The following is a 12,197-nucleotide window of genomic DNA, read 5'->3' on the forward strand; positions in this document are numbered from 1 at the left end:
ATATTAATAATGAGAATGGAATCTTTACTAACTACTGTTGTGTATTCTTGAGCACAGATTAACTTTTTTAAATAATATATAATCTTTTAAAGATTTTCGCCTCATGAGTAAACTTAGGGCCCGGACGGTTGGCGGTGGTGCCAGTATTTTTCTTGATAGTATGCGCATGTTGGCAGCCCTTACGGTGCTGGTTTACCACGCCCTCTACCAGTGGCTCGATGCCTACCCCAGGCTGGTTGCGCTGTTCAACGACTTATCGCATGCCGCGGTAATCGTATTCTTCGTGCTTTCGGGCTACCTCATTGCCTACACCACTACCAGCAACAACCGCGGCCCCCGGCAGTATGCCGTGGCCCGGCTAAGCCGCCTGTACTCCATGGTGGTGCCCGCGCTGTTCATTACGGCGATAATAGAGGTGCTGGTGCACCAGCTCACCCCCGAGCTGGCCGCTGAGTACACCCGCGGCAATCCGGTGCCCCGCTACGCCCTGTGCCTCGCCTTTTGCAACGAGATTGGGCTGTTTTCCGCCTCGCCGCCTATCAACAACCCGTTGTGGTCGCTGAGCTACGAATTCTGGTACTACACCATCTTTGGGCTTTGGTTTTACCGTGGGGCTCAGGTAAAATCACTGTTGCTTCCGCTCATTGCGTGCCTTATTGCGGGGCCAAAAATTCTGCTGCTGCTGCCCATCTGGCTCTTGGGCTTTGCGGCCTATCGGCTGCCCACGCCGCGGGTGGCGGTGGGTACCGCCTGGGTGCTTGTTTTTGGGTTTACGCTCGTTGCCGGGCTCGTTGTCACCAACCTGCCAGGCTTTCCCTATGTGGTGGGCTACAAACCATTCTTCTATGCTAATCAGTTTGTGAGCGACTGGGTTATTGGGGTGCTGTTTGCCCTGGCAGTGTGGTTTTTGCCCGCGGCAAGCGCCAGTACCAGCGCCGAGCGCGGATGGGTAAGCGCCTTCCGGGCCGTGGCCGATTTATCCTTTCCGCTCTACATTCTGCACTATCCTCTGCTGATACTGTGGCGAGCGGTGTTTGGCTGGCGCATGAATGACATGGGGCAAATGTGGCTGGCTATCATTGGTATCACACTGGTTGCCGGTGTGATAGGCCTGTTGCTGGAGCGGCAGCGTGGCCTGTGGATACGGTTTTTCAAATGGGGTATGGGCCGCCTGAAACCGCGGCGAGTTCCGCTGGCTAGCCCTGTCCCGCAGCTTGAGAAGGTGCTTTCCTAGGCTTAAGCCGCTGGGCGCGCACAGCGTGGCCCTAGTGCCTGAAAAACGGTTCGGTTTCACAACCGGACCGTTTTTTTTATTGATTTAGCAAATCGCCGGCGCACGGCTTGCCCACCGAAAGAGATGTATTTTTGCCCCATGCTTCCAAAAATTCGCTCCACAACCGTGCTTGGCGTGCGCCATAATGGCCAGATTGCCCTAGGGGCCGATGGCCAGGCTACGATGGATAAGACCGTGGCCAAAAACAACGTGCGCAAAGTGCGCCAGCTCAACGACGGCAAGGTCGTGACCGGCTTTGCCGGCTCCACCGCCGATGCCTTTATGCTGCTCGACCGCTTCGAGGAGAAGCTCGCCGCCTACGGCAACAACCTCAAGCGCGCCGCCATCGAGCTGGCCAAAGACTGGCGCAAAGACCAGTACCTGCGCAAGCTCGAAGCCATGATGGTGGTCTGTGATAAGGACGAATTACTCATCGTGAGCGGCACCGGCGACGTGCTGGAACCCGATATGGACGTGGCTGCTATCGGCAGCGGCGCCATGTACGCGCAGGCCGCCGCGCTGGCTCTCAAGAAGCACGCCCCGCACCTCACGGCCCGCCAAATGGTGGAAGACGCCCTGCACATTGCGGCCGACATCTGCATTTATACCAATCACAATTTGATTATCGCCGAGCCGGCGTAATCCCTTTTTCGTTCTTCCCGTTTGTCATTGCGAGCGCGGCGAAGCAATTGCATAAAGACGAGCCGTTCGGGTTCCGTTCAACTGCGATTGCTTCGTTACGCTCGCAATGACAAGCGCTTTTAAAGGTCTAAACACCTACTCCCATGCATATCACCAATTTCCTCAAGCACCACTACCGCCACTTCAACGCCGCTGCCCTCATCGACGCGGCCGATGGCTACAACAAGCACCTCGCCGACGGCGGCAAAATGATGATTACCCTGGCCGGGGCCATGAGCACCGCCGAAATGGGTATTCAACTAGCTGAGCTCATTCGCCAGGATAAAGTGCAGATTATCAGCTGTACGGGCGCTAACCTCGAAGAAGATATCTTCAACCTCGTAGCCCACGACTTCTACGAGCGCGTGCCGCATTACCGCGACCTCACCGCCGCCGACGAGCACGAGCTGCTGAAGCGCCACATGAACCGCGTGACCGATACCTGCATCCCCGAAGAGGAGGCCATGCGCCGCATCGAGCACACGGTACTGAAGTTTTGGGAGCAGGCCGATAAGGCCGGCGAGGCGTACTTCCCCCACGAGTTCTTCTACCAAATTCTGAAGTCGGGCGAGTTGGAGCAGTACTACCAGATTGACCCCAAAGACTCGTGGATGCTGGCCGCGGCCGAGAAAAACCTGCCCATCATCTGCCCCGGTTGGGAAGACTCGACGCTCGGCAACATTTACGCCGGCCATGTTATCACGGGCGACATTAAGAACGTGCATACCATGAAAACCGGCATCCAGTACATGATGTATTTGGCCGACTGGTACACCAACAACGCCACCCACGAAAGCAAAGTAGGCTTCTTCCAGATTGGTGGCGGCATTGCCGGCGACTTCCCCATCTGCGTGGTGCCCATGCTGCACCAGGACTTGCAGCGCCACGAGGTGCCGCTTTGGGGCTATTTCTGCCAGATTTCGGACTCTACTACCAGCTACGGCAGCTACTCGGGCGCCGTGCCCAACGAGAAAATCACCTGGGGCAAGTTGGGCGAGAAAACGCCGAAATTCATCATCGAAAGCGACGCCACCATCGTGGCCCCGCTGATTTTTGCCATCGTGCTCGGGCAATAATTGTTAGTAGCCCTAGGTAGTAAAAAGGCCGCCGCTGAAGCTTCAGCGGCGGCCTTTTTACGTCTGTCATGCTGAGCGTAGCGAAGCATCTCTACTGCTTCATTGCAATACCGTTCAACGAAGCGGTAGAGATGCTTCGGCTGCGCTCAGCATGACAGACTATTTTTAGCTGCCTCGCATCCTAGAGCCGCTACCGATTCTGCGCTCTAGAGCTCGTACTACGCCTCCACCGCAAAATTCGTCGCGCTCGTTACGGCCTGCCACTGCTGCAAATCGTGCTGCACGGTGGCTATTTGCTGGGCGGCTATCTGGTTGGCATCTTCACCCAGGAACAGGTGGACGGGCGGGTTTTCGGCCTCGCTGACCTGGATGAGTACTTCGGCTGCTTTGACCGGGTCGCCGGGCTGGTTGCCGTTGATTTGCTGCTCGTGGACGGCCTGCGAGTCGCGCACGGCCTGGTAGGCGGCGATGGGGTTCTTGGGCGTGCCAAGCGAGCCGCCGGTGAGAAAATCGGTGCGGAAGTAGCCGGGGTACACCACCGTGGCGTGCACGCCAAAATCCTTCATTTCAGCCGCATACGACTCGGTGAGGCCGGCCACCGCGAACTTGGTGCCGCAGTACACGCCCCAGCCGGGGAAATTGCCGGTGTAGCCGCCCACCGAGGAGATATTGAACACCCGGCCGCTTTGCTGCTGCCGCAGGTGCGGCGTGGCGTAGCGCAGCACGTTGAGCAGGCCGAAAACATTGACCTCAAAATTCTGGCGAGCTTCCTGGTCGGTTAGTTCTTCGAGGCCGCCGAGCTGGCCGTAGCCAGCGTTGTTTACTACTACATCGAGCCCGCCTAGGGTGCGGATGGTGGCTTCAATCGCTTGTTGCACGCTGGCCTCGTTGCCTAGGTCCATGTGCAGGGGCAGGAACTGGTCAGGCGCAGCCGACACAGCCTGCGTTAGCTCGGCCAGATTGCGGGAGGTGGCGGCTACGGCGTAGCCGGCGGCCAACAGCTGCCGTACGAGCGTGAGACCCAGGCCCTTCGAGGCCCCGGTTACGAACCATATTTTCTTGGTAGTCATCAGTTTGGAAATCTTCGTGGTAAGAAAGAGAATCGCTCAAAGCGAGGCGGCCGAACAGATACAGCATAACGGAGAGAGGTAGATGGGACGATGACTAGTACTATAGACGCGATACCACACGGCTTACCGTAGTTGCAAGCCAAAAAAAATGCTCGACTAACGCCCGACATCTCCCTGCCAACTCCTGGGCTGCACCCGGCCAGCCGCTACGCTTCGAAGCTGGTAGAAAGGGTGAGGGGTTGCCAGGCTTCAAAATTTTGGCGCAGCACATCGAGCTTTTGCGTGGCGCGTTGGTAGGCGTCGGGGCCGAGCAGCAGGTGCAGGGGCGGATTAGCCTCGGCGGCGAGTTGGATGATGGCGGCCGCGGCTTTTTCGGGGTCGCCGCCCTGGGCACCATTCAGGGCGAGGTAGCGGGCGTGCGAGGCGCGCACGTCTGCATAGGCCGCGATGGGCTGCTGCGGCAGGGTCAGCGACTCGGCGGTAAGGAAATTGGTGCGAAACCCGCCCGGCTCTACCACCGTGGCCTTAATGCCGAAGCTGGCCACATCCTGCGCTAGCCCTTCGGTGAAGGCGCTCACAGCCGCCTTGGTGGCCGAATACACGGCCCAACCCGTGGCGCCGGCCAGCGCCGCGATGGACGAAATGTTGATAATGTGCCCCGCGCCTTGCTGGCGCAAGTGCGGCAGCGCCTGCCGGCACACGTTGAGCGTGCCGAATACATTGACGTCGAATACCTGGCGCGTTTCGGCCTCGCTCAGCTCTTCGATGCTGCCGCCGATGCCGTAGCCCGCGTTATTTACCACCACATCGAGGCGGCCGAAGGTGCTGATAGTTTGGGCAATGGCGGCTTGCACGCTGCCATCATCGCCTAGGTCTACTTGCAGCGGCAGGAAGGCGGCCGAGGTGGTACCTACCGCTTGGGCCAGAGTTTCTTGGCTGCGCGAGGTGGCGGCCACTCGGTGGCCTTCGCGCAGCAGGCGTTTTACTAAGGTCAGGCCCAGGCCCTGCGAGGCGCCGGTCACAAACCAGGTTTTGGGAGTGCTCATAGTTTTGCGTTTTTGACAATGCAAAACAACTACTGCCGCCCGCCGACTGGCTTACCCGGTTCAAACCAATGCTTGCGAAAATCAAACAGCCCGCACCGTTGAGGGCGCCACCCCGGTTTGCTTGCGGAAAAAGTTGCTGAAGTGCGCCGGCTCCTCAAAACCCAGGCAGTAGCTGATTTCGGCCACGTTCCAGGCTGTGTGCTTGAGCAGGGCGTGGGCCTCCTGCACTAGGCGGCTGGCAATGAGCTGGGTCGTGGTTTTGCCGGTCACGTTCTTGAGCGCGCGGTTGAGGTGGTTGACGTGCACGGCCAATTGGCCGGCAAACGACTCGGCGCTGCGCAGCCGCACCCGCTGCCCCGGCGACTCTATCGGGAACTGCCGCTCCAGCAGCTCCGTGAACAGCGAGGCGATGCGCGTAGCCGCCGTGCTGTCGTGGTAGAGGGTAGTGGCGGGCTGAAGCTTTAATGTGCTGTGCAATAACTCCATTGTGTAAGTGCGCAGCAGGTCGTATTTGTAGATGTAATCGGAATGTAGCTCCGTTAGCATCTTCTCAAACAGCGGGCGCAGGGCCGTTACTTGCTCATTGTTCAGCATGTACACCGGCTGCCCACCGGGCTTGAACATCGGCAGCTCCTGGGGCATCGTACTCAATTGCCGCTGCAAAAAAGCCTCGGTAAAAATGCAGAAAATCCCCGTTTGGTCTTCGTCGAGCGGCTCCCAGTGGTAGGGTACCAGCGGGTTAGCAAAAAAGAGCGCGTGGCCGCGCAGCTCTATCGTCTTGTCGGCAAAGTGGTAGTTACTGCGCCCCGACACCAGCGTGATTTTATAAAAATCCTTGCGGCTGTAGGGCATAGTATGTGCCCTAGGTCCCACAAAGTCATCGAGCCGAAACACGTTGAAATGCCCAATGTCCTGGCGCAGGTTGTCGGGCAGGTAGTCTATTTTGATGCGGTAAAACTCTTCGAGGGTCGTGAGCGGGGCCATGCCGCAAAGTTACGAGAATCAAACGGTCTGTCAACGACGTTTATGTCTATCTAGGGCTTCAGCTTCTCGTCCGTAAAATGCTCCTCATGCGGCGGCTTGGCAAATTTCTCGGCATTATACACCGCCGAATTACCGCGCGGAATCGACAGCGACTGCCAGTTCTCATCGGCTACCAGTCGAGCCAGGAATACGATTTGGCCCACGTGGTAAGGGTAGTGCGCCAGCTGCCGGTTGATAGCCTCCAGCACGGAGTGGCCCTGGTTGCGGATGTAGATGGTGCGGGTCAGGTCGGCGGGTGTGAGGGCACCTAGGGCGGCGAAGAGGCACTGCCAGCCAGCGTGCCAGTGGGCCAGCACTTCGGCGCGGGTCGTGAGGTCGTTGTCGAACTCGGCTTCGCGGGCGCGCCAGGGCTTTTCACCGTCGGTGGTGAGGAAGTCAGTCCAGCGCGACAACATATTGCCCCACAAGTGCTTCACGATGGTAGCGATGCTATTGCTGGCCGCATTAGGCTGCCAGAATAGCTTGTCGTCGGAAATTTGCGCCATGGCCTGCTCGCCAAGCAGTTGGTAATAGGCAAATTGTTTGTGGGCGCTGGCAAGAAAGTCGGTGGGCATAGGGCTGGGCAATGAGCGGCTGTCGATGACTTGGTTGGTTAAAAGTAAATCGCCCCGCCCCGCGTCTGGTGTATTCTTACTTGCCGAAAGAAGATTTCACCGCCTATTTAGTGCCTGCACATGTCTACGCTAGTTATTCCCAGGAAAATAATGGCCCGCCAACACGAGATATACGCTGATTACCTGCGCGAAATCGACCGGCACCTGGCCGACCTAGTAGCGGGCCGCGCCACCGAGATGTTCGAAATCCGCGACTTTGCCGGGCTGCTGTGCCTGCACCCCACGCACCTCAGCAACACGATTAAGCTCGTGGCGGGCCACGCGCCCTGCCACGATTATCAGCTGCGCATCCTGGCCGTGGCGCAGGGGCTGCTGCGCGATACCGACCAGCCCGTGGCCGCCATCGCGGCCACGCTCACCTACGACCCGGCCAATTTTACCAAGTTTTTTAAGCGCTTTGCGGGCGGTTGCACGCCTAAGCAGTACCGCGAGCAGGTCCGCGCCGAGCAGCGCGAGCTGGTGGCCGAGGCGGAAGTACTCACCAAAAAGACTGAACTACTCACCATACGCTAGCTTACCGGGAGCGAGACCTTTGCCTTGTTAATTCACTCAAGCAATTTCTTCCGATGAGTACTTCCAAAATCGCGCTTGTCACCGGCGGCAGCCGTGGCCTGGGCAAAAGCATGGCCCTGAACCTCGCCCAAAAGGGTATCGACGTTATCCTGACCTACCACACGCAGCAGGCGGAGGCCACCGGCGTAGTGGCCGAGATTGCGGCCCTAGGTCGGCAGGCGGTGGCCTTGCAGCTCGATGCTTCCCGCGTCAGCACCTTCGGCGCTTTTTTTGAGCAGGTACGGGCGGCGCTGCGCAATACTTTCGCCGCCGACCGGTTCGACTTTCTCATCAATAACGCCGGCACTGGGCTGTACGCGCCGTTTGCCGAAACAACGGAGGAGCAGTTTGACCAGGCGCTGAACATCCATTTCAAAGGCCCGTTTTTCCTGACGCAGCAGGCGCTGCCGCTGCTCAATGATGGTGGCCGCATCATCAATATCTCGTCGGGCCTGACGCGCATTATTTACCCCGGCTCTTCGACCTACGCCAGCATGAAAGCGGCTATGGAGACGCTCACCAAGTACCAAGCCAAGGAGCTGGGTGCCCGTGGCATCGCCGTCAACATTGTAGCGCCCGGCGCCATCGCCACCGACTTTGGCGGTGGCCGCGTGCGCGACAATCAGGAAATTCAAGACCACATTGTGGCGCTTACGGCCCTAGGTCGCGTGGGCCTGGCCGACGACATTGGCCCGGTAGTGGCCTTCCTCTGCACCGACGAAGCCCGCTGGGTAACCGCCCAACGCCTAGAAGCCTCCGGCGGACAATCCATCTAGACCGCAGATTTAATTGATTTAACGGATTGCGCAGATACGCCCGCCTGCGGCGGGCTGACTATCCGTGTGATGCGTGGGAGCAGCTTCGACACTTTATAGCCTTGTTCTTTAGCGTGCTCGTGGGTAAAAAGAAAAGGCCACTGGGAAGTGGCCTTTTCTTTTTACCTATCTGTCTGCAAATACACCAATGAATACCGTTGCAAAGCTGGCGAAGCCACCCTTGCGCTAGCATAGTCAGCCCGCCGCAGGCGGGCGTATCTGCGCAATCCGTTAAATCAGTTAAATCTGCGGTCTAGGGGCGGAATAGGGGGCGGGCGGGGTTCCAGATGCCCCACGGAATCATAAGCAGTACCAACAGCAAGGCAATGCCGAAGTAGATGAAGGCTTTCTTGTGCTTGAGCGTGTCGCTCGGGGCCTTTTTGAGGGCGATGCGGCCCACTTGTGCCAAGATGGCGGCCAGTATCATCACGGCCACGTGCTCCATACCGAAGAAGCGAATGGTGGGGTCCTTCATGGCGCCGGCCACCTTCATCGCCTTGAGGCCCACCGGGCTTAGGCCAAAGTAAAGGCCCAGGCCAATGATGACTTGCAGCCACATAAAGCCCGAAAATGCCGCGCTGATACCGTTGTCACCTTTCGTAAATGGCCGGCGGCCGGTCCAGCCCCCATAGGCGCGGAATACGGCCAGCAAGCCCGCCCCCAACACAAACCAGCGCCCCCACGAGTGGAGAATCAACAATACTTGGTACATACAAAAAGCAAAAATGCCGGGCAACCCAGCCGGTTAAAAACTGCCGCGAAAGTACGGCCTTCTGTCCTTGCTTGATGCGCAAGATGCTCGCAAGGACCGGCAGTTTTTAAGCTACTCGAAGACCCGTCAAAAACCTTAAAACTCGCCGGGCTCGGGTACTGGCTTGGGTGCGCCGCCCCGCGCCGCTTCGGCCCGGCGCTCGTCGCGGATGGCCACGCCTAAGGCGATGAAGATGGAGAGGAACGGCAGGACCAGGCCCAGCAAAAACCACTTCCAGCGCGAGTGGCCGTGCGAGTAGGCGATGTACATGGTGACCAGCGCCAGCAAGGCATCTAGGAAAAGCAGGAACAGGGCCCCGAAAAAATAGGTGGCAAACATGAAAATTAGCGCGCTTTGCCGCGCTTAATGAGGTAGGCGTAGAGAACTTTGGCGAAGGGCTCGCGCACATCGACGGGCACAAAATCGATTTTCAGCTGCCCGCAGCGCAGGGCCAGGTCTTCCTCAAACTGCCGCATGGCCACGCGGTACTGCTCGCGCACTTGGGCGGGCTGCAGGCGCACTTCCTCGCCCGTTTCGACATCCTCAAAAATGTAGGGGCGGTCCTGAAAGTCAAAATCCGACTCAGTGGCGCGGTCTAGAACGTGGAAAAGTAGTACCTCGTGGTGTTGGTGGCGCAGGTGCTGCAAGGCGGCCAGGGCGGCTTCCTGCGCTTGGGCGCCGCGCCCCAGCATGTCGCTGAACACGATGACGAGCGAGCGCTTCGGGATTTGCTGCGCAATGGTGTGTAGCACGCCGGCCACGTCGGTGGCCGCGGTGGGGCGGCGGGTGCCGGGGGCCGGGGCGGGGCGCTCAAGTAGCTGCTGCAACGCCAGCAGCAGCGTGTGGCGGTGGGCGGTGGTCGAGCGCACGGGCGTTTGCAGCTCTATCTGCTCGCCGAAGGTGACGAGGCCCACCGCATCGCGCTGGCGCTGCAGCAGCGTGGTGAGGGCCGCCGCCGCCAGCACCGCAAATTTCAGCTTATCGTGGCCCGGCGCGGGGTAGTACATGCTCGGGCTCACATCGAGCAGTAGGTGGGCGCGCAGGTTGGTTTCCTCTTCGTAGCGCTTCACAAAGAGCTTGTCGGTGCGGGCAAACACCTTCCAGTCGATGTGCCGGGTGCTCTCGCCGGGATTATATAGGCGGTGCTCGCTGAACTCAACCGAAAAGCCGTGGTAGGGCGACTGGTGCAACCCCGTAATAAAGCCATCGACCAGCTGCCGGGCCAGTAGCTCGAGGTTCTCAAAGGAATGGATGGCTGCTAGGTCAAGCGCTGAGGTAGGCATATATAGCGTAAGAAATTTATTACCAGTGACTACTACAAATCTATTGCTTTCCCAACTGCGCTGGCTTCCGTTTATTTCCTGAAGATGAAACCTTCAGTATAAGCTCCTGGTTACGGCCCGGCAGTGGGCTTTTACACTGCGTGTAGCGCTCATCAAATTTGGTTTTATATTTGTAAGCCATTGTTGCGATTTAATTACTCCAAATAAGCTTTTCGCTTTTTAACACTTCAATTGTGGACGACCGTTACCCCCGAGACCAGGAAGAAATTTATTCCCACCGCATGAAGGCGGGCAAGCGCACTTATTTCTTCGATGTGAAGGCCACGCGCGGCCAGGATTACTACCTCACCATCACCGAAAGCAAGCGCCGCCCCGGCAGCGACCCCGATGGGCCGGCGAGCTACGAAAAACACAAAATTTTCCTCTACAAAGAAGATTTTAACAAGTTTATTGACGCCCTGCACGATGCTGTGGACTACGTGCGCGACGAACTGCTGACCGCTGAGGAAGTAGCCGAGCTTGACCGCCCGCGCCCCGCTTTTGAAGGCGAGCAGCCCGCCCGCCCCGAGGCCCAGCAGCCACCCCAGCCCGCCGCCGACCTAGGCGACAGCACCTACTAACGCACTGACCAACTACGAACAAAACACTACTCATAAACGAAACAGCCACTGTGCGCCGCTGCCCCGCCGGGTAGCGGCGCATTTTTGTGCTGGCCCGGGGCAGTGCCTGCTACCACGGCCCCGGCCGTACCTTTGCCCCCGCATTGTGGGTAACTCACAATTCATCACTCACAACTCATAACTCACTCAAATGGGCCTCCGCTGCGGTATTGTCGGCCTGCCGAATGTCGGCAAATCCACGCTTTTCAACGCTTTATCTAACGCCAAGGCCGAGTCGGCCAACTATCCTTTTTGCACGATAGAGCCCAACGTGGGCGTTATCACCGTGCCCGACGAGCGCCTCCAAATCCTGGAAGCCCTCGTGAACCCCAAGCGCGTGCTGCCCACCATCATCGAGTTTGTGGACATCGCGGGCCTAGTGAAGGGCGCGAGCAAGGGCGAGGGCCTAGGTAATAAATTCCTGGCCAACATTCGGGAGGTCGATGCCATCATCCACGTGGTGCGCTGCTTCGACGACCCCAACATCGTGCACGTGGCCGGGGGCGTAGACCCCGTCTTTGATAAGGACGTAATTGATACCGAGCTGCAAATCAAAGATTTGGAGAGTATTGATAAGAAGCTTGTCAAGAGCGAGCGCAGCGCCAAAGCTGGCGATGCCGCTGCCAAAAAGGAAGTAGCTAGCCTCCAGCTGTTCAAAACGGCGCTTGAAGCCGGCGAAAACGCCCGCGCCGTGCCCGCTACTGCCGACGACCTGGTGGCCGTGGCCGACTTGCAGCTGCTCACCATCAAGCCCGTTATCTACGTGGCCAACGTGGATGAGGCCAGCATCGCTACCGATGGCAACAAGCACGTGACGGCCCTGCGCGAACACGTGAAGGCCGAAGGCGCCCAGGTGGTGCTGGTATCGGCCGCCATCGAGGAACAGATTGCCGACATGGAAGACCCCGAGGAAAAAGAAATGTTCCTGGGCGAGTACGGCCTTACCGAGTCGGGCCTCAACAAGCTCATTCGGGCCAGCTACGAGTTACTCAACCTCATCACTTACTTCACAGCCGGTGTGCAGGAAGTGCGCGCCTGGACGGTGCACCGCGGCGACAAAGCCCCGGCGGCAGCGGGCGTCATTCACTCCGACTTCGAGAAGGGCTTCATCCGGGCCGAGGTAATCAAGCTCGCTGACTACCAAGAATATAAAACCGAAGTCAAAATTAAAGAAGCCGGCAAAATGGCCGTAGAAGGCAAAGAATACGTGGTGCAGGATGGCGACATCATGCACTTCCGCTTTAACGTCTAAATCGCAGATTTAACGGATTGCGCAGATACGCCTGCTAAAGCAGGCTGACGATGCAAACGCAGAGCAGCCTTCGGCTAGCTC

14 protein-coding genes are annotated in these 12,197 nt (G+C 58.5%); 7 read left to right on the top strand and 7 right to left on the bottom strand.

Annotated elements, in window-relative coordinates:
• The first annotated feature begins 160 nt into the window (after positions 1–160).
• The 3 genes from ACFSDX_RS21310 to ACFSDX_RS21320 all read left to right on the top strand — a co-directional run bounded on the left by ACFSDX_RS21310 (position 161) and on the right by ACFSDX_RS21320 (position 3,030).
• Positions 161–1,234, top strand: a complete 1,074-nt coding sequence (locus ACFSDX_RS21310) for an acyltransferase family protein (protein ID WP_382317265.1) — start codon at positions 161–163, stop codon at positions 1,232–1,234.
• Positions 1,235–1,372: 138 nt separating this feature from the next.
• Positions 1,373–1,915, top strand: a complete 543-nt coding sequence (gene hslV, locus ACFSDX_RS21315; RefSeq protein WP_382317267.1) for an ATP-dependent protease subunit HslV — start codon at positions 1,373–1,375, stop codon at positions 1,913–1,915.
• 143 nt (positions 1,916–2,058) lie between these two features.
• Positions 2,059–3,030: a deoxyhypusine synthase family protein gene (locus tag ACFSDX_RS21320; RefSeq protein ID WP_382317269.1), complete on the top strand. Its 972-nt coding sequence runs from the start codon at positions 2,059–2,061 to the stop codon at positions 3,028–3,030.
• A gap of 218 nt (positions 3,031–3,248) precedes the next feature.
• Here ACFSDX_RS21320 and ACFSDX_RS21325 read toward each other — a convergent pair whose 3' ends face one another.
• From ACFSDX_RS21325 to ACFSDX_RS21340, 4 genes are all read right to left on the bottom strand, one after another.
• Complete coding sequence (locus ACFSDX_RS21325; RefSeq protein ID WP_382317271.1) at positions 3,249–4,100, bottom strand: SDR family NAD(P)-dependent oxidoreductase; 852 nt, start codon at positions 4,098–4,100, stop codon at positions 3,249–3,251.
• Between the two features lie 206 nt (positions 4,101–4,306).
• Positions 4,307–5,146 carry an SDR family NAD(P)-dependent oxidoreductase gene (locus ACFSDX_RS21330; RefSeq protein ID WP_382317273.1) on the bottom strand — a complete coding sequence of 280 codons (840 nt, stop codon included), beginning with the start codon at positions 5,144–5,146 and terminating at the stop codon, positions 4,307–4,309.
• Positions 5,147–5,227: 81 nt separating this feature from the next.
• Positions 5,228–6,130, bottom strand: a complete 903-nt coding sequence (locus tag ACFSDX_RS21335) for a helix-turn-helix domain-containing protein (RefSeq protein WP_382317275.1) — start codon at positions 6,128–6,130, stop codon at positions 5,228–5,230.
• 50 nt (positions 6,131–6,180) lie between these two features.
• On the bottom strand, positions 6,181–6,744 hold the full coding sequence (locus ACFSDX_RS21340; protein WP_382317277.1) for a DUF1572 family protein: 564 nt from the start codon (positions 6,742–6,744) through the stop codon (positions 6,181–6,183).
• 120 nt (positions 6,745–6,864) lie between these two features.
• Here ACFSDX_RS21340 and ACFSDX_RS21345 point away from each other — a divergent pair, with 120 nt between their 5' ends.
• Both ACFSDX_RS21345 and ACFSDX_RS21350 read left to right on the top strand, forming a co-directional pair.
• Positions 6,865–7,317: a helix-turn-helix domain-containing protein gene (locus ACFSDX_RS21345; protein ID WP_382317279.1), complete on the top strand. Its 453-nt coding sequence runs from the start codon at positions 6,865–6,867 to the stop codon at positions 7,315–7,317.
• A gap of 53 nt (positions 7,318–7,370) precedes the next feature.
• A complete protein-coding gene (locus tag ACFSDX_RS21350; RefSeq protein ID WP_382317280.1) occupies positions 7,371–8,132 on the top strand; it encodes an SDR family oxidoreductase in 762 nt (253 codons plus the stop codon).
• A 292-nt stretch (positions 8,133–8,424) separates the two neighbouring features.
• On the opposite strand, the gene ACFSDX_RS21355 is transcribed toward ACFSDX_RS21350, so the two are convergent.
• The 3 genes from ACFSDX_RS21355 to ACFSDX_RS21365 form a co-directional block, all read right to left on the bottom strand.
• Entirely contained in the window at positions 8,425–8,883 is a 459-nt protein-coding gene (locus ACFSDX_RS21355) for a hypothetical protein (RefSeq protein ID WP_382317282.1), read from the bottom strand.
• A 135-nt stretch (positions 8,884–9,018) separates the two neighbouring features.
• Positions 9,019–9,261 carry a hypothetical protein gene (locus ACFSDX_RS21360; protein WP_382317284.1) on the bottom strand — a complete coding sequence of 81 codons (243 nt, stop codon included), beginning with the start codon at positions 9,259–9,261 and terminating at the stop codon, positions 9,019–9,021.
• Between the two features lie 5 nt (positions 9,262–9,266).
• Entirely contained in the window at positions 9,267–10,205 is a 939-nt protein-coding gene (locus ACFSDX_RS21365) for a DUF58 domain-containing protein (RefSeq protein WP_382317285.1), read from the bottom strand.
• A 233-nt stretch (positions 10,206–10,438) separates the two neighbouring features.
• Here ACFSDX_RS21365 and ACFSDX_RS21370 point away from each other — a divergent pair, with 233 nt between their 5' ends.
• Both ACFSDX_RS21370 and ychF read left to right on the top strand, forming a co-directional pair.
• Positions 10,439–10,825 carry a DUF3276 family protein gene (locus ACFSDX_RS21370; protein WP_382317286.1) on the top strand — a complete coding sequence of 129 codons (387 nt, stop codon included), beginning with the start codon at positions 10,439–10,441 and terminating at the stop codon, positions 10,823–10,825.
• A gap of 190 nt (positions 10,826–11,015) precedes the next feature.
• Positions 11,016–12,116 carry a redox-regulated ATPase YchF gene (gene ychF, locus ACFSDX_RS21375; RefSeq protein ID WP_382317288.1) on the top strand — a complete coding sequence of 367 codons (1,101 nt, stop codon included), beginning with the start codon at positions 11,016–11,018 and terminating at the stop codon, positions 12,114–12,116.
• The last annotated feature ends 81 nt before the right edge of the window (positions 12,117–12,197 follow it).

Origin of the sequence: Hymenobacter bucti (genome assembly GCF_042681145.1) — a bacterium.
GTDB lineage: Bacteria > Bacteroidota > Bacteroidia > Cytophagales > Hymenobacteraceae > Hymenobacter > Hymenobacter bucti.